Raw genomic sequence first — 20,678 nt, forward strand, 5'->3', positions numbered from 1 at the left:
TCAAGATATCAGAATCTTAGAATGTACCATTTCAATATTTTGCAACTTGCCTTCAATTTTTTTCATTTTTCGTGTCAAAATAGTCTTCAGGAAAAGGGTCTTTTCCTATCAAAACATCTCTATATTTCATCACACTCGGGTAAAAGCCTTCACTATCTATAAGTCTAGATTTATATAAATCTTGTTCCTTTACATCTGAAAAATTTAGCTGTTCAAATACGTTTTCTGAAATTTGTGCTAATTCTCTCAAGTTATTTTTACCCAATAAAAAACAAAACATTAGGAAAAAAGAAAAAAGAAAACTAACTGAATAAAAAATCAAAATATTAAATTTTATTCTATCTGTACTAATATCATCGATATTAAAATATTGAAAAATAATAATAAAACTAAATAAAATACAAAAAACTATAGACATTATGGTCGCAGTTTTAAACAAAGATAAATATGTCTTGTTTTTAGATCTACCCATCTCATATGGCATATGTAACAAACCTTTTTTAGGATCTAAAGCTGCATATACAAAATGGTATCCTTCCTCTTGCTCTTCACTTATGACCATGATTAAAGGTGTATTATTTTTAAACTTTACACCAGTGAACTGACCAACAACGCGAATTCCGTTAACCTCACCTCTAAAAGTCTTTCCGTCTCTACCTTTTGCAGCTAATGCCATAATGGGCGCGTTACTCATTAAGGAAGTACTACCAGCCAGTGTACCAATTAACGAAGTATTCGCAGCATGTTTACCTAAATTACCAATGGACAAAATTTTAGAGTTTTCTACTTCAAGATTATTAATACGACCTTCAATTTTTATCATTTTCATTGTCAAAATAATCCTTTGGATAGGAATCTTTACCAATCAAACTTTTTCTATAATCTAAAACACTGACATGTAAACCTTCTTCATCGATCAGATATGAGTTAAAAAGATTTTGATTTTTAGGTTGTTCAAACTCTAATATTTCAAAAATTTTCTCACTGTATCGACCTAAAAAACCTACATTATCTTTACCAATTAAAAAGCTAAATAGTAGACCAAACGAAAATATAAATGACACTAAATAAGAAATTATTAATTGATTTTTAAAGTCTACGATATCTTTTTCATTATCAGCATTTGAATAACCTACCAAAGCAATGATAGTAAAAAAAAAGCATGAAAATATGCTTAGTACTATTGCCCATTTAAGTAAATGTAAACAATGCTTTTTAAATGAACGCCCAGAATCATACAACATATGAAGAATCCCTTTATTTGGTATTAACACTGCATAAGCTAAATAAAACCCTTTATCTTGCTCTTCACTAATAATGATAACAACTTGATCCCCTTCATTAAATTTTACTGTAGTAAATTGCCCAATAACATCAATCCCATCTATTTTAAAAGTAAAAGTTTTTGCTCTCCTACCTTTTGAAGCGAGAATTAATATTGGGGCTGCACTTAAGAGTGAAGTACTTTCTGTCAATACTCCTAGCAGAGCTGTAGTTGCGACTTGTTTACCAATATTTTTAAAAGGCTGTATAACAGAATCTTCACATTTAAGGCCTTCTATTTTACCCACAATTTTTTTTGCATTAATCATTTATATACTCTGTAAGGCCTCACTAAATGCCTTATCCTCCTCCAATATATTCTTAAATTTACTTTTATCTAAACCAAAAGCTGATTTACTACACCAATTCTCAAGTTCGCTATCAAAAGGCTTTGTTGCACAAAGATTTCATAACTATATGATTTTAAAAGTTTTGATTATTTTTTGATCCAAAATTAAATTTATTTAAATCAGATGCTTACATATTTATGCAACAAAGCCCAGTCATCCTAATGAAATCCATACACTTATAGCCATGTTAAACAAATACACAGAATTAGACCGACCTCATACCCAAGTTAATACTTGAATAAGATTAACTCATGGATAACCTATCTTTAAAATTTTTATCTAATTAATAAAGTCAAATAAACCTATTAAAAAAATTATAAATAAGTTATCACAAATACTCCAACTCTATATTTTCCAATTCATCATTGCGGCAATAATTTACTTTTCCTTCACTATAAGACAAAATGACTAGCCATTTTTTTTGATTAAATGGTAAAACCTCATTACCTGCAAAATTTCTATATTTTTCTTTTTCTGGAAATAGTGCACCCAAATAAATTTTCTCACCAAAACAATATTCAAAAAAATTATTTTTAGCTGATATTTTTCTCCACCCATCTTTTTTTAATTTATTATCAATTTGTGTAAAATCACTTAAAGAAAGGTCAGACTTATTTATTTGAATCACTGAATATTTATTATCAATTTTATCTATTAAGACTTCTTCATTGGGTTTAAAATCTTTAAAGAATTTATAATTAATTGTTTTAAAGTATTCCCCTTCTTTAGTAACTTTTGTATTTATACAAGATACTAATATAAAAATACTCATTAATAATAGAATTAGTTTTGAAATAATCATTTTCTATTAGCCTTATTTAAAAATTCAATTTGATAAATACGCTGACTTGAAATTACACCTTCCGACATATCAATTCTTGGGCTACCGCCACCCATCTCAATTCCAATATAGGCAACCACTTTCTGCTTATTGTTTAACAAACTCAGGTTATTTACATTAACAGTTATTTTTTTTGATTGATGTCAAGCAGATATAAAAGTAAACCTACTCATTAAAAATATAAAAAAATATTTCATAACATTTCCTTTAATCTAAATAAACCTTGTCCACCTAAATCTATTGCATGATAGCCTATTTTTCTTGGTACTTCGGGCAATCTACTTAGCAAACGAAGAAATACTTTATTTATCTGCTAATTCTTCAATTTTTTCATTAGTAGCCGACCATAACCCCATCGGATCAACCCATTGATTCGGGTCTTTTACATACGAAGAATTATTTAAACCACCAAACAATCCTATAGGGTCTTTACTTACATACCTTGCCTTTCGTAATTTTAAAGTAGTGCTTTAAAATTTCTCAGGCTCATAATAACGGCAACGGTTATAATGTAAGCCAGTCTCTCCATCATAATACTGTCCTTGGAAGCGAATACTTGTTTGCTCTAATAAATTGTCACTAGTCTTAATCTCTAAAGCTGTGCCCCATGTATCTTGCTTAATTTCCCATATACATTCACCTAACTCATTTGTTAAAGTCTGCGGTGTTCCAATTTGGTCACAGTGATAAAAGGAATCAGCTAAAGTTTAGCTCTATTTTTACAAGTAACTGTAGATCAAATTTATGTCTTTTGTGCAGTTAATCGGTTCCTTTATGCTTTTAAAACCGTCACACCAAGCGTTTATGTTATTAGTATTATTTTTTAGTGAACCAAGTAAAAAACATAAAAAATAGCCCTCCTATTATTCCTATACCAATGCAAGTAATGAAATATAATATTATCAAATGTGTTTCCATAACTTTATCATTAATAACATCAATCAACATCCCCAAGAGGAAAGCTGATATACCTAAAACTATTCCCTTTATAAAACCTGCTAGATAAGGATAATTTTCAGATTCATAATTGGATATAAAAAATGATAAAATTACTTCAACTAGAATTGTTAACATTTTATTTATCCTGCTTCTTATCATCAGAGGTACTACTATTAATTGCTCTAGATGATGTTTGTTGTAATGCAAATTGATTTGCCCAAATTACTAATCCACCAGTATTTTTCCAGCAATGGCTGTAGGCACACCCGTTGTACCAACAAATGGAACTTTAGCTGTTTGTGCCATCGCCTCCCCCCAAGCTCCAAAAGCAGCTCCCGTACCTACGGCAACTAAAGATCTAGATCCATCCCATTGTAAACATTTACATTTATACATATCTTTTGCTTGTAAACTACTATCCACCAGTTGTTTTTACCACAGCCTGTCCCACTGGCGTTGCCGATATATTTTTCGCATTTTGTAAAACCGCTTTCGATAAACTCGGTATACTTTTTATTCCTTCTCGACCTACTTTTAAAACCACTGGTGCTGCCTCTTTTCCACCTACAATAGCATAAGGGGCATAACCCGCTACGGCTACTGCTCCTAGGTTATTTATTTCTCATAGCACCTTGAGCCTTTAAATCCTGAGCGAGTTGCGGATCTTTAGCCAAAGGTGACATAGTATTTGGAAGTAATTTTGCTAATACTCCACCGTTACTGCTAACTTTACTATTATTGATTACAGGAAAATCATTCCTTTGACTTTCTGTAGAACTTACAGCAGGCATCTTTGCTCTTATAATCCTCCCTCTTTCTCCATCACTTTGTATTAATTCTAGTTGAGTTTTATTATTTGATTTTTTTCTAGATTGCTGCACCATATTCTTAATTTGATTGTTGCCTTCCTCGCTGGCAGAATCAGTTAACCAAAATAATCCATTATCTTTCCCACCCATCAACCCCATCGGATCTACCCACTGATTCGGATCACTTACATAACTACTGTTATTTTCTCCCCCAAACAAGCCTATTGGATCCTTACTCAAATACCTTGCACTATATGGCTCATAATAACGATAACGGTTATAGTGCAATCCTGTTTCACTATCGTAATATTGTCCTTGGAATCGGATATTGGTTTTTTCAAGTGAGTTTTCACTCGCTTTGATCTCTAAATAAATGCCCCATGTATCCTGTTTGATTTCCCAAACGCACTCACCTAACTCATTACTGAGTGTTTGTGGTGTACCCACTTGATCACAATGATAAAACATAACGCGTTCTAACTCTGCTTTATTCTTTCTCGTTTTTACTTTCCATACAGGGTCTTTATAGATGGAATAAGGTTCTGTTTGGAACCTTGAGTAGTCTGGTGTTTCAATTAATTTAATAAATCCTATATAACCCGTTTGCAGCAGCGGTACAAAACTCTGCGGTTCATAGACATAATGCTTAGTGTAGTTTTCTTCAACGTCATTAGATTGCTGTGACTCCCAAATCATCAGGTCACCGTCCCAGCCGAATAAGGTCAGGGTTTGCGCATTTTGATTTTTCTTGTATAAACGCCTTCCAAATACATCATAACCATATTCAGTCGCCTGACCATTAAGCTCACTTTGGATCAAACGGTTCAGGTTATCCCACGTCAGTTTTAATGTTTTACCTGCATGGCTGCTTTCAATCACATTGCCTTGCGCATCGTATTTATAGTTTTTACCCTGATATTGAGCGATCAAATTACTTTTCACTTGAGATGCCTGCGTGGCAATCGGGTCAATTAAATTCCCCGCAGGGTCAAAAGTAAAGCTTTCCGTTTTATGCACACTTTGACTCTGTATCAAACGGCCAACCGCATCATATTGATAATTCAGCTTGCCTAAATGGCTGTTATCCACCTGCGTGAGTAGATAATTTTGATCATCCTGCCCCGCTCTAGCATATGGATTTATGCTAACGGCCATATAAAGGACTCTACCTGTAAATGTCCCAGCAGCTCCACCAACAAGTGCGGCTTCAACTTTAGCAGTTTCTACAGGCTTTGTTGCACAAACCTATCTGTAAAGGCTTTTTCAGCGATATAATTTTCAAATGAAGAAGCCTACACACAAAATCTATCGCACAACCAATTGGCCCGCATATAACCGAGCACTCATGAGTCGCGGAAATATTGCCATTTGGTTTGATCCTGCTACGCAATGGTATGCTCCATCAAAAGGCAAACAAGGGCGAAATCAAACCTACTCCGACGCAGCTATCCAATGCTGCTTAATGATTAAATCCTTATTCCGTCTATCTTTAGTATTGTCACTGGCTTTGTGCAAAGTCTGATTAAACTTTGTGGATTAAATTGGACCGCACCAGATTACAGTACGCTTTGCAGAAGACAAAAGCATATTGATATTGCAATCAGCTACCAAAAAAGTAGCGATGGGCTGCATCTACTCATAGACTCTACAGGCATGAGGTTTCTAGGTGAGGGCGAATGGAAACGAAAGAAACATCAGCCTGAATATCGTCGCCAATGGAGAAAACTTCATATTGGGATAGATGCTGAAACTCTGCAAATACGTGCTATTCAGCTCACAACCAATAATGTCAGTGATTCACAGGTACTTGGTGACTTACTCGATCAGATTCCACAAGATGAGCAGATTGACTCTGTTTATACCGATGGCGCTTATGACACCAAGCAATGCCGTCAGATCATTGCAGATCGGCAAGCGCATGCGGTGATTCCTCCAAGAAAAAATGCGAAACCTTGGAAAGATACAAAGACCAGCTCGCTAGCGCGAAATGAATTACTTCGTACTGTTAATCTTGCGAAGCAGTGCTTCTCAGGCAGGACATTATGGAAAAAATGGTCCGGCTATCATTGCCGAAGTTTGGTCGAAACTAAGATGCATTGCATCAAATTATTGGGGGATAAACTCAGTGCAAGAAAATTTGATAGCCAAGTCAATGAAATTCATGCACGTGTAGCAGTCCTCAACAGATTTACGGAATTAGGTCGACCACTTACCCAAGTTACGCCTTAAATTTGGCTCAATTAGGGGGCTTTGTATTTCAAATCTTTGTGCAACAAAGCCAGTGTAAAATATATCCTCAAACTTAATCATGCAATCAACTCCCTTAAATTTCTTAATTTTTTATGTTACTATTAAAAAACCATTAGCTAAAATTAAAATCAATCAATTGGACAACCAGTTAATTGCTTATTTCTATCAACATCTTTATAGAAAGCAACCCAAACATACACCCTATTATTATCTAAATCATCCCGGAAATAATTACCCTCCCTATCTTTTAATACCTGTTGGTTGGGATATAAAACTCTTATAGATTCATTTTTACCCCTACAAAAAACCCAATATTTATTATCTATTATGTAGTTTAAATACCATCCATTATTTAAAATTTTTTTTATTGTTTTATCAAACCTTTCATTTGAAAAATTTTTCTTTTCCAAACTTAAGGTAACCATATTATAGTATGAATTACCACCATATGATTCAACAACATAGCCATCATTAAAAATTTCTTTTAAATCTTTAGAAAACCTACCATTATATTCTTTTTCATTGGTAATGCATCCTACCTGCAGAACACTACAGAATAATATAAAAATTAATAATAATTTCATTTTAACCTCAAAAAGATTTATGCCATTGATCAAGAACATTCCCTATACTAGCCCCTTCAGGTGCCTTATTAAGAATACGTTCTATTTCTTTTGCTTCCACTTCTCTATTTATTTTTTTCAAATAGTCTACAGGAGATAAGTTTTTGTCACTTACTCCTCCGAAACTTAGATCCCATCATGGTGTACCAATACCTAACTCAAATGCAAATGGTTGTTTTCCATTTATAGTATTCGCTACCATATCTTTATTTACAACGGTACTTCCCCCAAACTTAATTAATGCACCAGCATTTCCAGATAAAGATGCTCCTTGAATAAAGTTATCTGTAATTTCTGTGTAATTTGAGCCTTGACCATTAAATATACGCCCCATCAGGCTTTGTTGCACAAACTTATCTGTAAAGGCTTTTTCAGCGATATAATTTTCAAATGAAGAAGCCTACACACAAAATCTATCGCACAACCAATTGGCCCGCATATAACCGAGCACTCATGAGTCGCGGAAATATTGCCATTTGGTTTGATCCTGCTACGCAATGGTATGCTCCATCAAAAGGCAAACAAGGGCGAAATCAAACCGACTCCGACGCAGCTATCCAATGCTGTCTGATGATTAAATCTCTATTCCGTCTGTCTTTACGTATGGTCAGAGGCTTTGTTCAAAGTCTCATTCATCTTTATAGATTAGATTGGACAGCCCCAGATTATTCCACTATTTTAGAAGACAAAAGCATATTGATATTGCAATTAACTATCAAAAAAGCAGTAATGGTCTCCATCTACTCGTTGATTCTACTGGCTTAAAGTTTTTAGGTGAAGGCGAATGGAAACGTAAAAAACATCAGCCTGAATATCGTCGCCAATGGCGTAAATTACATATTGGTATCGATGCTGAAACCCTTCAAATACGCGCTATTTAGCTCACAACCAACAATGTGAGTGATTCACAGGTGCTTGGTGATTTACGGGATCAGATTCCACAAGAAGAACAGATTGACTCCGTCTATACAGATGGGGCTTATGACACCAAGCAATGCCGCCAGGTAATCGCAGACCGACAAGCGCATGCGGTGATTCCACCAAGAAAAAATGCGAAACCTTGGAAAGATACAAAGACCAGCTCGCTAGAGCGAAATGAATTACTTCGTACTGTTAATCTTGCGAAGCAGTGCTTCTCAGGCAGGACACTATGGAAAAAATGGTCAGGCTATCATCGCCGAAGTTTGGTAGAAACCAAGATGCATTGCATCAAATCTTACGAAGCAGTACTTCTCAGGTGATTGGCTTAGTACAAGGAATTTCAAAAGCCAAGTCAATGAGATGCATGCACGTGTGGCAGTATTAAATAAATTTACGGAGTTGGGCGGACCTCACACCCAAGTTGTCACTTAAATTTAGATAACTTGGGGAAAGTTTAGCTTTTGAATGTTTGTGCAACAAAGCAATTATAATCTGAAAAAATTAAGCTCATTTCATTCAAATATAATGCTTCGCTTTTATTCACTTCATTTTTCAACTGACTTAAGATCTGCCCTCTTTCTATTTTATTCTTTTCACAACTACATAAGAAAAAAATTACTGTAATCATTAAGAATAATTTCATATTATAGCCCTCCAAAAGAGCGCATTAATCTAATTGCATAAAGCTCGGTATCTTTAGTATTTCCTATTAATTTACTGTGTGAAAAGTCAAAATACGTTAAACTAGGTGTGGATATAAGCTCCTGTATTTACTTGAACTTCACCACTCGAAACAGGCACATCAGCACCGACAGCAACTCCACAAGGAAAACCAAATGAATTTCCATCTAAAGTTTGATCTGTTAGATATTCTCTATTCACCTTGGAATCTAACTCAAGTTATTTTTAGCGACAGAACCAGTGAGCTAGCAGCCTAAAATTTCCTAAGTGGAAGTCTCCTGTTATTTCAGCACGCATCAATCATTTAAAATACCCCAAAGCTTTTAACTTAGGAACAAATTTTTTATTAAAATAAATTATTGAAAAACTACAAACTAATGCAAAAGAAATCAAAGTAAAAGCAAAATAAATATTGTTTTGATCAAAATATATATGGAAATCATCTACAAACTCATGAATATGAAAAAAAGGAAAAATAAAAGCAATAGCAAACAGTAAATATAATAAAGAACTAAATACCACTTTAAAAAAATGACCAAGTATACTTACTTTAATTAAAGCTTTAGCATAAAAATTTAAAATTAAAATCATATAAATCATATATAACAAGAAAAACATAGCCGTTTTAAACCAAATCATTAACTATCTCACTAATTATTTTGCACAAGATGGCAAGGTTATTTTCCCAGTACCCATTAATTCACCAGCACCTGTTATTTTACCCTCTAGTAATGCCCCTGCTAGTTTGCCTGGAGTTCGATTAATTCCAGAAGTACCCAATGGTTTATTCATCAAATCTACTCTCATATATGGAGCCCTTTGAATTACTGCCTTATTCACAGATCCTCCAATGCCACCACCAACCATAGCTCCTACTACAGCACCAGCATCATAATTACACATATTCGCAACTTCCTTCTTCGCAGCAAATAATCCCACACCTTGACCCAGCACTGAAGAAACTCCTGCACCTCCTGCTGCACCTACAGCATGTGATGCCCAAGGATTTACAGCCCCCACTGCACCTCCTGCAACACACCCAATTGCAGCACCTTTCCACTCTCCTGTTGTATAACCACCAACAGCACCAGCTATGCAGCCATATGCAGCACCAGCAGCATTTAAGGGAGTTAATCCCAATTGATCGACCCACAGATTCGGATCACTGACATAAGCAGAATTATTTAATCCACCAAATAGTCCAATCGGATCTTTACTCACATACCTTGCACTAAACGGCTCATAATAACGGTAACGGTTATAATGTAATCCAGTTTCACTATCGTAATATTGCCCTTGAAAACGAATACTTGTTTGCTCTAATAAATTGTCACTAGTCTTAATCTCTAGCGAATGGTGCAAGTGGTATTAGTAAGCTTATTGCAGCAACAATTGCGCAGAAAAAAGCTGTCGATAACAAAATTTTACTCCATCCAGCAATTAATCCCCCCATTAATGTGCATATATCAGTATCATCACCTGCTATGTACTCCATAATTTCACCCAAAGTCACACAAACTATTCCTACAACTGATGCTTTAGCCAATTTAGCAAAGTTTTTAAGTGTGCCAAGTGATTGTTTTACACCTAGCTGCGATACTCTCTGACCTAAAGCTTATTAATGATGTATTAAGTAAAAGTTTTAACCCTAGCATGTGCTAAAAGGCCTATAAGCTTATGTCCATTAATTGTTTGTTGTACTACTATTTTAATTTCATCTTTCACGATCCCACTTAAACTAAAAAATGGAATTATTATAGTTTGGACTAGGGTCTTTGCATGAATTTCATCATTTATATATCCAACGGCTTTGTTGCACAAACCTATCTGTAAAGGCTTTTTCAGCGATATAATTTTCAAATGAAGAAGCCTACACACAAAATCTACCGCACAACCAATTGGCCCGCATATAACCGAGCACTCATGAGTCGCGGAAATATTGCCATTTGGTTTGATCCTGCTACGCAATGGTATGCTCCATCAAAAGGCAAACAAGGGCGAAATCAAACCTACTCCGACGTAGCTATCCAATGCTGCTTAATGATTAAATCCTTATTCCGTCTATCTTTACGTATGGTCACTGGCTTTGTGCAAAGTCTGATTAAACTTTGTGGATTAAATTGGACCGCACCAGATTACAGTACGCTTTGCAGAAGACAAAAACATATTGATATTGCGATTAATTATCAAAAAAGCAGTGGTGGGCTTAACTTGCTGGTAGACTCTACCGGTCTAAAGTTTTTAGGTGAAGGTGAATGGAAAAGGAAGAAACATGGACCTGAATATCGTCGCCAATGGCGTAAACTTCATATTGGTATAGATGCTGAAACCCTTCAAATACGCGCCATTCAACTCACTACAAATAATGTGAGTGATTCACAAGTGCTTGGTGATTTACTCGATCAGATTCCACAAGATGAGCAGATTGACTCTGTTTATACCGATGGAGCTTATGACACCAAACAATGTCGTCAGGTCATTGCAGATCGGCAAGCGCATGCGGTGATTCCACCTAGAAAAAATGCGAAACCATGGAAAGATACAAAGATCAGCTCGCTAGCGCGAAATGAATTACTTCGAACGGTTAATCTTGCGAAGCAGTGCTTCTCAGGCAGGACATTATGGAAAAAATGGTCCGGCTATCATTGCCGAAGTTTGGTGGAAACCAAGATGCATTGCATCAAATTATTAGGCGATAAATTAATGGCAAGAAGCTTTCCTAGTCAGGTGAATGAGATTCATGCACGTGTAGCAGTCCTCAACAGATTTACGGAATTAGGTCGACCACTTACCCAAGTTACGCCTTAAATTTGGCTCAATTAAGGGCGTTTTGCATTTCAAATCTTTGTGCAACAAAGCCGTAAATAGACCAAACTACTTATCACTCTCCATAAGAAGTTTTGTATCATCTGGTATTTCATTATTTTTTATTTTCTGTAAATAACTTTTAGCAATTTCTTCATTATTACTTGCAGCAAGTGTTAGCCACTTTTCTGCTTTTACCAAATCTTGAGTTACTCCATTAGTTCCAAAAAAATAGGCTGTACCTAAATTAAGTTGAGCAAGTGAAGACCCCTTAGATGCAGCTAACTCTGACCAATAAATAAATTTCTCTCCACTTTTTGGTACGCCCTCACCAAATGCATATAATCCAGCCAATTCATTTTGGGCAATTACATCCCCACTTTCAGCAGACGTTTCTAAAAGTTTTAAATAATTTTCCTTATCGCCAGCTTCAGAATATTTCTGTATTTTTTGATATGAATCTTGCTCCGTTGATGTAATCTTTTCTGAATCAGGAAGTGTATTCGTTGATGTACCATTACTACAACCACTTACCATCAATAGGCTGAAAAAGATAGAATAAGAATATTTCATTTACTAACTCCAAAAATTAAAAACTTGACGGAAACCATTGAGAACTCGGAGGTACATTTAAATACACAGGATTTTCTTCTTGATATCTTTTCCCCAGTTCTTGTAATCGCTTCATTTCAGTACATTTGCCACTTGAGTTGCATTAGGCATAACTAATGCAGCGGTCTTTTGCTTCATCCAATAATGTAGATGCGCCGACAGGACTTGTATTAGTATAGACTACCCACCCATCGAAAATGCTTATGGTGAGGCAGGTAAACTATAATTAGCTAATGCTGGTACTGCTACTCAGCATGCTGAGTTATATTTTCTTGCACACTGCTTTTTTGGTCATTATCACTACACCCAGTTAACCCCAATAAAATTGCTAGTAAAAGTATTTCTTTCATTTATTTCTCCTTATTTTCAGTTATTTTACTTTTTAATAAATGACTATAATTGGTAAGAAATAAAAAAACCTGCTAATACTTTTCTCTTTAGTTACAAAAACAAGAAAATAATTTTATTTAAAAAACCTATCAAACAGTATCTTTTCATATAACCCCGGAAAATAAAGCTTCATTATTATAAAAATGATTACATAATGAAGCCTTTCCATTTATTTTTATCTAAGAATATTTAAATTATTAATTGCGTTCAAATGTCCTTGCTTAGCTGCTTTTTCATACCAAAACTCAGCTTGCTTTTTATCTTTTTTTACATACACGCCTTGCTCAAAGAAAACCCCTAAATTATATTGTGCTTCAGGATTACCTAGTTCAGCAGCTTTTCCAGAGAAACTAAATGCCTTTTCATAGTTTTCCTGATCCAAGTACATTTTTGATAACCCCTCATATGCCCGTGAAGGATTATCTTGGACTCCTAATAAATACCAACGCTCTGCTTTTTCAAAATCTGGTGATCGACCAAAATCTTTAACTCTATATAGTTCTGCCAAGTTCAATTTAGCATCTTTGTTACCATACCTATTTGCTTCTAAAAAACATTCTTCAGCCTTTTGAAAATCCTTATCTTTTCCTAACCCAGCAAAATAAATCATACCTAATGAATTTATAGCTTCATGGTTATTAGCTTTTGCAGCCTTTTCAAACCAATAGTAAGCTTTATCATAATTAGGTTTGATATTATCTAACCCATTTAGATAGACCCATCCCATTAGATTCTCTTTTTCATCTAAGGATAAATCTTTTAAATTAAGAATTTCACACTGCTTACTACTACTTCCTGCTAATTTACACTCTTCCTCGAGCGTAGGGAACTTGTCCTGTTTATTCAAATTTGTACAAGCAATTAAGCTACATATAACAATGCTTATAGCGGCAATAAACAGAACTTTATTTTTGAGCATTATTATGCTATCTCTTATAAATTACAGAAAATTATTTGAATACTTACTGTTTTATCTTTTCTTTAGCACTTGAGATGCCTTGCTCATATGCTTTATTAAAGTAAAATTGAGATAAACTTTCATTTAACTTATTATAATCTGGAGATGAATATATGACCCCTAAGTTATAAGATGCTTGTCCTTTACTCATTTTACTAGCTAATTCAAAATACTTAATAGCTCGATCCACATCTTTAGTGATACCATTACTATTTATCAAATTAATACCCAAATTTAAAGCAGCCTCAGCATTATTTAATGATGCAGATTTTTCCCAGTAATTATTACAAATTTTATAGTCTTGTTTAACAACCACACCTTCGCAATATATCAACCCTAACTCAAATAATGAAAGAGCATCATTTTTTTCGGCTGCACTTTTTAAATAATTTAACCCTTCTTCAATATTTCCTTCTTCAATATAAATAGAGCCTATAGAGCCCATTGCATCAACATCATTCAACTTAGCAGCTTTAAGATAATATTTTTTTGCATTTTCTATACTTTTTTGAACTCCAGTTCCAGTGTAGTACTTAAAACCAGTATTATACATAGCGGAGACATTTCCATTATCTGCCGATTTTTTTGTCCACTCAAATGATTTTTTAGTATCATAAGTTCCACTCAGCGCTTTAAAATAAATATCTGCCAATATTAGTTGAGCATCACTATTACCCTCTTTTGCCAAGTTTTCATAAATAGGTTCGAGTCTTTTATAATATTCTTTCTTTTCATCAGAGTTTGATGGTGCAGCTTCTGCTTGTGATCTTAACTGCTCAGCTTGTTCAAATGTCATATTTAAATCAGATGATGTATTTGAAGCATTACAAGCAGTAATACATATACTTACAGCTAGACTCACTAATAATTTCTTTTTCAGCATTTTGTACATAACCTCTTAAAAACTCATTTTGTTAAAAATGTCATTAATGTTGACATTATTTGGCGGAATATGTGCATGAGAGCGAGGATCATACTCAGGAATGGTTTTGGGATCGATATATGATCGAGGCTTTGGTTTAGGTACACTTTTTTCACATCTACCATTTCGACCATTACAAATGGGCCCACGTGGGTCATTTGTAAAACAAGCTTCAACCTTATAGCTAGATAAACTAGGTATAACATGTCCACTTGAAACTCCAGCACTAGCAGCGACTCCTCTATCATATGTCGACATTAAGCCATCACTAGATGCTTCACCTAAACCAGTTTTACCAAAACCTATACCTCTAAATAATACAACACTAGCACTTACATCTCCCCACCCACCATTCAATGCGTCTTTATAAACACCATCATATGGTCATGAAAAGTTACTGATCTACTTCCTGCCGCTCCTAAAGTGCCCCCCCGCCCATATGAGCCACCACCAACAACTATTGATGCGACACCTCTTTCATTATTTAGGCATTGGGATCTTAAATCATATTTAATTCCTGTTCCGGCAAGAACACTAACTTGATAACTTGAACCAGTCCATTCAGTTAACCCCATCGGATCAACCCACTGATTCGGATCACTCACATACGAAGAGTTATTCAACCCACCAAACAATCCAATCGGGTCTTTACTTACATATCTTGCACTATACGGCTCATAATAACGGTAACGGTTATAATGTAAGCCAGTTTCGTCATCGTAATATTGGCCTTGGAAACGAATATTAGTGTCTTCAAGCAATGCATTAGTGGCTTTTATTTCTATAGCTTCACCCCATGCATCCTGTTTTATTTCCCAAACACACTCACCTAACTCATTAGTCAATTTTTGTGGCGTACCCACTTGGTCACAGTGATAAAAAGCAACTCGTTCCAACTCAGCTTTATTCTTTCGGGTTTCTGTTTTCCAAATCGGATCTTTATAAACCGAATAATCCTGATGCTGAAATTGGGCATAGTCAGGCGTTTCTAAAAGCTTGATAAACCCTGTATAGCTTGTTTGCAGTAGTGGTACAAAACTCTGTGGTTCATAGACATAATGCTTAGTGTAGTTTTCGTCTAATTTATTAGATTGCTGTGACTCCCAAATCATCAAGTCACCATCCCAGCCAAATATAGTCAGGGTTTGCGCATTTTGGTTTTTCTTAAATACGCGTCGTCCAAATACATCATAACCATATTCAGTCACCTGACCCTGATGATCACTGCAAATCAATCTATTCAGGTTATCTCATGTCAGTTTTAATGTTTTGCCTGCAGGGCTGCTTTCAATGCAGACAAGTCATTTTAGATCGAGATGCACATGCGATCATTCCACCTAGGAAGAATGCAAAGCCGTGGAAAGATCAGCAAGCGAAGTCAGTAGCGCGGAACGAGTTATTAAAAACAGTCAAACAGCTAGGTAGATCGCTTTGGAAAAAATGGTCAGGCAGAGGTGGTCCCACATGTTTGAACAACTAAAAGCGTATTTATAAGTGATATTCCGCTCTAGTTAAGCCACCTTGTTTTGTTGGGGTAGCTGATCATAGTAAAACTCATTTAGCCTTGCGAAGCAGTGCTTCTCATGTCTAGACTCGAATGAGGTCGTTTCAGATTATAAAACTCAAAATATGCACTCAATTGCTTTTTCGCATCTGTGACACTGCTATAAGCTTTGAGATACACCTCTTCATATTTAACGCTCCGCCATAATCGTTCAACCATCACATTATCTACCCATCGACCTTTACCATCCATACTGATTTGAATGCCATTTGATTTCAATACATCAATAAATGCATCACTGGTGAACTGACTGCCTTGGTCTGTATTCAATATTTCAGGTGATCCATATTTTTCAATCGCTTCATTTAAAGCCGAAATACAAAAATCCACCTCCATACTAATCGATACCCTATGCGCAAGTACCTTGCGGCTATGCCAATCAATCACAGCACATAAATAAACAAAGCCTTTTGCCATAGGGATATACGTTATATCCGTAGACCACACTTGATTACTGCGCTGAATAGCCAATCCTTTGAGCAGATATGGATATTTACGGTGAGCTTGATTAGCCTGGCTTAAATTTGGTTTGCAATATAACGCCTGAATACCCATTTTCTTCATTAAAGTACGTGTATGACGTCGTCCTATATGATGCCCTTGACGATTCAACAAATCACGCATCATACGACTGCCTGCAAAAGGATATTGCATATGTAATTCATCAATACATCGCATCAGCTTCAGATCTGATGAGCTAACAGGTTTTGGGCGATAATAATAACAACCACGAGAGACTTTCAGTAACTTAGCTTGTTTAGATACTGAAATCTGAAGTGAGTGATCGATTAACTTTTGTGGTTGAAGCGGCCCAGTTTCTTCAACACACCTTCTAAAAAATCAATTTCTAATGCCTGCTCACCGATTTTTGCATGTAACTTTTTAAGATCAATGGGAGGTTCTGATGGAGCTTTTGATTGATCGAAAGCTTGTGAGGAAGCTGAGATCAATTGATTTTTCCAGTCAATAATTTGGTTTTGATGAACATCAAACTCAGAACTCAATTCAGCAAGTGTTTTTTCTGCTTTGATCGCAGCAAGTGCTACCTTAGCCTTAAAGTCGTTTGAATGATTTCTTCTTGGTCTACGTGCCATAAAATACTCCATATATTGATGTTTATAACATCATTTGGGGAGCAAAATATCACTTATAAGTGTTGTTCAAATTTCCTGATCCACCTCTGGCTATCATCGGCGAAGTTTGGTTGAAACTAAGATGTACTGCATTAAATTATTAGGCGATAAACTCAGTGCTAAGAACTTTCAAAGCCAAGTCAATGAAGTACATGCCCGTATAGCCATTTTAAATAAATTTACAGACTTAGGCAGATCACATACCCGAGTTGTCACTTAAATTTGAGTTGCTTAAGGGAGTTTTACTTTTTAAATCTTTGTGCAACAAAGTCATTACTTACTAATTACCTTGTAAAATAGCTTTTATGTAGCTTAGTTTCTCTAGATCTTCCAAACTTTTGGTTTTCATATAAGTGCTATTTTTCATAAATTCTTCTATTTTTTTTTCAACTTCTGACTTTTGCACTGTACTTAAATTATCAAGAATAATTGAAAATTCAGGTCTATTATAATAAAAATTCATTACAACCACTGCTATTAATTCAGTAAATGTTTCATCATCTACTTTATACGGTAGTCTATTAATTTTATACATAAAATCATCAGAATCTTCACATACAAAATTATACCCTGTATCTTCAAACACTTTTATTGATTTTTCACTAATATTCAATATTTTACTTTGAACTTTGAATTTTTCAATAGAAATTTCACACTCTTTATCGATAAAATACCCACTACCAATTAAATATATAAATAAAATAGTGCAGCAAAAAATAACAGTTATAAAAAATTTTTTCATTACTCAACATCCAATATTCCATAAAGGTCAACAAAATCTGGCTTGTGTCCAAATTTCCTTTTGCTTTCTAAATCCCCTCCTTTAAAAACAAGCGCTTTATGCTTGTTCGTTTTTTGTATAAAACTAGATAATTTATCCCACTTCACATTTCCATTTTTTGCTCCCATTGAAGAGGGAATAGTCACACAGCCTGTACTATAAGTTCCTGGATGAAGTCTAAAATAGCCTCTCATTTTCTTGTTATTAAAATCATAAATAAAATCATCTGTATGCATATCGACTGCATAAAGCTTGTACCAATGCTCTTTACCTTCACCCTCATGTGGGATTATCCAATATCTCCCTCTTGGAATAGCTTGCGACTCATCTAGTGATAAATTAGTTACTTGTTGAGTCATATGATCTACACTTGCATATCCACCTGTGAAAACGCCATTTATACCTATTGTTTCTTTTGAATCTAAATCAGAACCTTTAATTGTTCCATTCGATTTGTTAAAAACAATATGTACAATTAGTCCCATAGGATCCACCCACTGATTCGGATCACTGACATAAGCTGAATTATTTAAGCCCCCCATCAACCCAATCGGGTCTTTACTCACATAACGTCCACTGTACGGCTCGTAATAACGATAACGGTTATAGTGCAAGCCTGTCTCAACATCATAGTATTGCCCCTGAAAACGGATATTACTTTGTTCTAACAAATTGTCACTGGCTCTGATTTGCTGCGTATTGCCCCACGTATCCTGCACGATCTCCCAGACACATTCACCACGTTCATTACTTAAGGTTTGCGGTGTTCCCACTTGGTCACAGTGATAAAAAGCAACGCGTTCTAGCTCTGCTTTGTTCTTTCTCGTTTCTGTTTTCCATACAGGGTCTTTATAAATTGAGTAAGGTTCACGTTGGAATTTTGAATAGTCTGGGGTCTCAATCAGTTTGATAAAGCCTGTATAGCCTGTTTGGAGTAATGGTACAAAACTCTTTGCTTCATAGACATAATGCTTAGTATAGTTTTCATCAGCATTATTAGATTGCTGTGACTCCCAAATCATCAGGTCACCGTCCCAGCCAAATAAAGTCAGGGTTTGTGCAGTTTGGTTTTTCTTAAACAAACGTCTTCCAAATACATCATAGCGGCTTTGTTGCATAAACATTCAAAAGCTGAGTTCTCCCCAATCCATTCAAATTTAAGACACAACTTGGGTGCGAGGTCTACCTAATTCCGTAAATCTATTCAGAACTGCCACACGCGCATGAATTTCATTGACCTGACTTTGAAAATGTCTTGCCGTCAGCCTATCACCTAATAATTTGATGCAATGCATCTTGGTTTCCACCAAACTACGACGGTGATAACCCGACCATTTTTTCCATAGGGTTCTACCTAAATGTTTAACCGTTTGAAGTAACTCATTTCGTTCTATTGAACTTATTTTAGAATCTTTCCAGGGCTTGGCATTCTTTCTGGGTGGAATTACTGCATGTGCTTGACGATCTGAAATCACTTTTCTGCAGCACTTCGTGTCGTACGCGCCATCGGTATAGACAGAATCTATTCGCTCATCTAGTGGAATTTGATCCAGTAAATCACCTAGTACTTGTGAATCACTGACATTATTTGTAGTAAGCTGAACGGCACGTATTTGCAGTGTTTCAGCATCTATACCAATATGCAGTTTACGCCATTGCCGACGGTATTCAGGCTGATGTTTTTTACGCTTCCATTCGCCTTCACCTAAAAACTTTAAACCCGTAGAGTCGACAAGTAGGTGTAACCCATCATGACTTTTCTGATAGCTTATCGCAATATCAATATGCTTTTGTCGTCTACAAAGGGTGGAGTAATCTGGTGCTGTCCAATTCAAGCCACAGAGTTTAATCAGGCTTTGAACAAAGCCAGTAACCATACGTAAAGAAAGACGGAATAGAGATTTGATCATTAAACAGCATTGAATCGCTGTATCGGAATAAGTTTGATTTCGTCCTTGCTTGCCTTGTGGTTGTGCATACCATTGCGTCTTAGGATCAAACCAGATTGAAATATTTCCTCGCTTGATTAAAGCTTGGTTATACGAGGACCAATTGGTTGTACGATAGATTTTAGGTGTAGGCTTCTTCATCTGGAAATTATATTACTGAAGAAGCCTTCAAGAATAGCTTTGTGCAACAAAGCCCATCATAGCCATAACTTGTGATTTGACCATTGTGGTCACTTTGAATCAGGCGATTAAAGTTACCTAATTAATCTTAAGAAAAATTTATAATTCAATAGGTTTTTATATTTTTTCAAAGATTGGTTCAAATTTATAATACTAGATGCTCTTAACAAGACAAAATACGCTGTAGTAACACCGCTTTAAACATTAGTTGATGGGAAACGAATTGGGCTAAGAAAAATTTAGCTCAAATTTAAACTGACAGTCACTATTAAAAATGAGTAACTGTCAGATCAAGTCTGAGCTAGTACACCTTATATATTTTGAGATTTTCTTAAACCATACAAAAGCATAAAAAAAAGCCCTACAACAACACCAATACCAAGTGAAAAAAGCAAAGCATCAATATTTCTATGCATATCCATACTTGTATGATTAAAATAATTCGGTATAAATTTGATTAAAAAACCAACTGCACCAACAATAATTCCTTTTAAAAAGTTTTTTAAATAAGTTTCATTCTTAAATTTATAATTTGCAATTGCTGCTCCTAAAATACCCATTATAAATATTTCACTCATATTTATTTCCTCAATTTCAAACTATTATGCAACTCATTTCAAGTCACTCTCTTTAGGACTTTCAGTACC

General features: G+C 35.2%; 17 protein-coding genes and 10 pseudogenes. 5 read left to right on the top strand and 22 right to left on the bottom strand.

Annotated features, from left to right (window positions below):
* Positions 1-52: 52 nt before the first annotated feature.
* The 7 genes and pseudogenes from AC4CU0_RS15425 to AC4CU0_RS15455 all read right to left on the bottom strand — a co-directional run.
* Positions 53-829, bottom strand: a complete 777-nt coding sequence (locus AC4CU0_RS15425) for a putative type VI secretion system effector (RefSeq protein ID WP_257233090.1) — start codon at positions 827-829, stop codon at positions 53-55.
* Positions 810-1,592: a putative type VI secretion system effector gene (locus AC4CU0_RS15430; RefSeq protein ID WP_180107059.1), complete on the bottom strand. Its 783-nt coding sequence runs from the start codon at positions 1,590-1,592 to the stop codon at positions 810-812. The genes AC4CU0_RS15425 and AC4CU0_RS15430 overlap by 20 nt, the downstream gene beginning before the upstream one ends.
* A gap of 409 nt (positions 1,593-2,001) precedes the next feature.
* Positions 2,002-2,475: a hypothetical protein gene (locus AC4CU0_RS15435; RefSeq protein WP_180036158.1), complete on the bottom strand. Its 474-nt coding sequence runs from the start codon at positions 2,473-2,475 to the stop codon at positions 2,002-2,004.
* A 386-nt stretch (positions 2,476-2,861) separates the two neighbouring features.
* Positions 2,862-3,209 (bottom strand): annotated as a pseudogene (locus AC4CU0_RS15440) (RHS repeat-associated core domain-containing protein); the annotation flags it as partial.
* 121 nt (positions 3,210-3,330) lie between these two features.
* Positions 3,331-3,588: a hypothetical protein gene (locus AC4CU0_RS15445; protein ID WP_180036159.1), complete on the bottom strand. Its 258-nt coding sequence runs from the start codon at positions 3,586-3,588 to the stop codon at positions 3,331-3,333.
* A 90-nt stretch (positions 3,589-3,678) separates the two neighbouring features.
* Positions 3,679-3,849 (bottom strand): hypothetical protein, encoded by a 171-nt coding sequence (locus AC4CU0_RS15450; protein ID WP_490743554.1) that lies wholly within the window; start codon positions 3,847-3,849, stop codon positions 3,679-3,681.
* 548 nt (positions 3,850-4,397) lie between these two features.
* Positions 4,398-5,375, bottom strand: a pseudogene (locus tag AC4CU0_RS15455) (RHS repeat domain-containing protein); the annotation flags it as partial.
* A 169-nt stretch (positions 5,376-5,544) separates the two neighbouring features.
* Between AC4CU0_RS15455 and AC4CU0_RS15460 the strand changes: the two are divergent.
* Positions 5,545-6,491 (top strand): annotated as a pseudogene (locus AC4CU0_RS15460) (IS5 family transposase).
* Positions 6,492-6,640: 149 nt separating this feature from the next.
* Here the strand turns inward: AC4CU0_RS15460 and AC4CU0_RS15465 are convergent.
* Positions 6,641-7,096 (bottom strand): hypothetical protein, encoded by a 456-nt coding sequence (locus AC4CU0_RS15465; RefSeq protein WP_490747095.1) that lies wholly within the window; start codon positions 7,094-7,096, stop codon positions 6,641-6,643.
* Between the two features lie 175 nt (positions 7,097-7,271).
* Positions 7,272-7,484, bottom strand: coding sequence for a hypothetical protein (locus AC4CU0_RS15470; RefSeq protein WP_490747096.1), 213 nt, complete (start codon positions 7,482-7,484; stop codon positions 7,272-7,274).
* 41 nt (positions 7,485-7,525) lie between these two features.
* On the opposite strand from AC4CU0_RS15470, the pseudogene AC4CU0_RS15475 reads away from it, so the two are divergent.
* A pseudogene (locus AC4CU0_RS15475) lies at positions 7,526-8,488 on the top strand (IS5 family transposase).
* Positions 8,489-9,037: 549 nt separating this feature from the next.
* Here the strand turns inward: AC4CU0_RS15475 and AC4CU0_RS15480 are convergent.
* Both AC4CU0_RS15480 and AC4CU0_RS15485 read right to left on the bottom strand, forming a co-directional pair.
* Positions 9,038-9,376, bottom strand: coding sequence for a hypothetical protein (locus AC4CU0_RS15480; RefSeq protein WP_180036296.1), 339 nt, complete (start codon positions 9,374-9,376; stop codon positions 9,038-9,040).
* A gap of 492 nt (positions 9,377-9,868) precedes the next feature.
* Positions 9,869-10,084: pseudogene (locus tag AC4CU0_RS15485) on the bottom strand (RHS repeat-associated core domain-containing protein); the annotation flags it as partial.
* A gap of 513 nt (positions 10,085-10,597) precedes the next feature.
* Between AC4CU0_RS15485 and AC4CU0_RS15490 the strand changes: the two are divergent.
* On the top strand, positions 10,598-11,545 hold the full coding sequence (locus AC4CU0_RS15490; RefSeq protein WP_490743524.1) for an IS5 family transposase: 948 nt from the start codon (positions 10,598-10,600) through the stop codon (positions 11,543-11,545).
* A gap of 66 nt (positions 11,546-11,611) precedes the next feature.
* Here the strand turns inward: AC4CU0_RS15490 and AC4CU0_RS15495 are convergent, their stop codons facing one another.
* From AC4CU0_RS15495 to AC4CU0_RS15515, 5 genes and pseudogenes are all read right to left on the bottom strand, one after another.
* Positions 11,612-12,115, bottom strand: a complete 504-nt coding sequence (locus AC4CU0_RS15495) for a tetratricopeptide repeat protein (protein ID WP_180036306.1) — start codon at positions 12,113-12,115, stop codon at positions 11,612-11,614.
* 604 nt (positions 12,116-12,719) lie between these two features.
* Positions 12,720-13,463, bottom strand: coding sequence for a tetratricopeptide repeat protein (locus AC4CU0_RS15500; RefSeq protein ID WP_490747097.1), 744 nt, complete (start codon positions 13,461-13,463; stop codon positions 12,720-12,722).
* A 43-nt stretch (positions 13,464-13,506) separates the two neighbouring features.
* Positions 13,507-14,385: a tetratricopeptide repeat protein gene (locus tag AC4CU0_RS15505; RefSeq protein ID WP_163146125.1), complete on the bottom strand. Its 879-nt coding sequence runs from the start codon at positions 14,383-14,385 to the stop codon at positions 13,507-13,509.
* A 15-nt stretch (positions 14,386-14,400) separates the two neighbouring features.
* Complete coding sequence (locus AC4CU0_RS15510; RefSeq protein WP_180184099.1) at positions 14,401-14,781, bottom strand: hypothetical protein; 381 nt, start codon at positions 14,779-14,781, stop codon at positions 14,401-14,403.
* Between the two features lie 209 nt (positions 14,782-14,990).
* A pseudogene (locus AC4CU0_RS15515) lies at positions 14,991-15,701 on the bottom strand (RHS repeat-associated core domain-containing protein); the annotation flags it as partial.
* An 11-nt stretch (positions 15,702-15,712) separates the two neighbouring features.
* Between AC4CU0_RS15515 and AC4CU0_RS15520 the strand changes: the two are divergent.
* A pseudogene (locus AC4CU0_RS15520) lies at positions 15,713-15,904 on the top strand (hypothetical protein); the annotation flags it as partial.
* Positions 15,905-15,935: 31 nt separating this feature from the next.
* Here the strand turns inward: AC4CU0_RS15520 and AC4CU0_RS15525 are convergent.
* Positions 15,936-17,082: pseudogene (locus AC4CU0_RS15525) on the bottom strand (IS3 family transposase).
* Positions 17,083-17,167: 85 nt separating this feature from the next.
* Here AC4CU0_RS15525 and AC4CU0_RS15530 point away from each other — a divergent pair.
* A pseudogene (locus AC4CU0_RS15530) lies at positions 17,168-17,341 on the top strand (IS5/IS1182 family transposase); the annotation flags it as partial.
* Between the two features lie 60 nt (positions 17,342-17,401).
* Here the strand turns inward: AC4CU0_RS15530 and AC4CU0_RS15535 are convergent.
* From AC4CU0_RS15535 to AC4CU0_RS15555, 5 genes and pseudogenes are all read right to left on the bottom strand, one after another.
* On the bottom strand, positions 17,402-17,863 hold the full coding sequence (locus AC4CU0_RS15535; protein WP_180036286.1) for a hypothetical protein: 462 nt from the start codon (positions 17,861-17,863) through the stop codon (positions 17,402-17,404).
* The gene (locus tag AC4CU0_RS15540) at positions 17,863-18,387 is read right to left on the bottom strand and encodes a tlde1 domain-containing protein (RefSeq protein ID WP_490743556.1); all 525 of its coding nucleotides are present in this window, start codon (positions 18,385-18,387) and stop codon (positions 17,863-17,865) included. The genes AC4CU0_RS15535 and AC4CU0_RS15540 overlap by 1 nt, the downstream gene beginning before the upstream one ends.
* A pseudogene (locus AC4CU0_RS15545) lies at positions 18,379-19,005 on the bottom strand (RHS repeat-associated core domain-containing protein); the annotation flags it as partial. The pseudogene AC4CU0_RS15545 and the gene AC4CU0_RS15540, both read right to left, overlap by 9 nt.
* Positions 19,006-19,059: 54 nt before the next feature.
* Positions 19,060-19,992, bottom strand: a complete 933-nt coding sequence (locus AC4CU0_RS15550; RefSeq protein WP_004812228.1) for an IS5-like element ISAha3 family transposase — start codon at positions 19,990-19,992, stop codon at positions 19,060-19,062.
* A 350-nt stretch (positions 19,993-20,342) separates the two neighbouring features.
* Entirely contained in the window at positions 20,343-20,609 is a 267-nt protein-coding gene (locus tag AC4CU0_RS15555; RefSeq protein WP_490743525.1) for a hypothetical protein, read from the bottom strand.
* Between the last annotated feature and the right edge of the window lie 69 nt (positions 20,610-20,678).

The organism is Acinetobacter sp. LipI_15, from assembly GCF_058242865.1.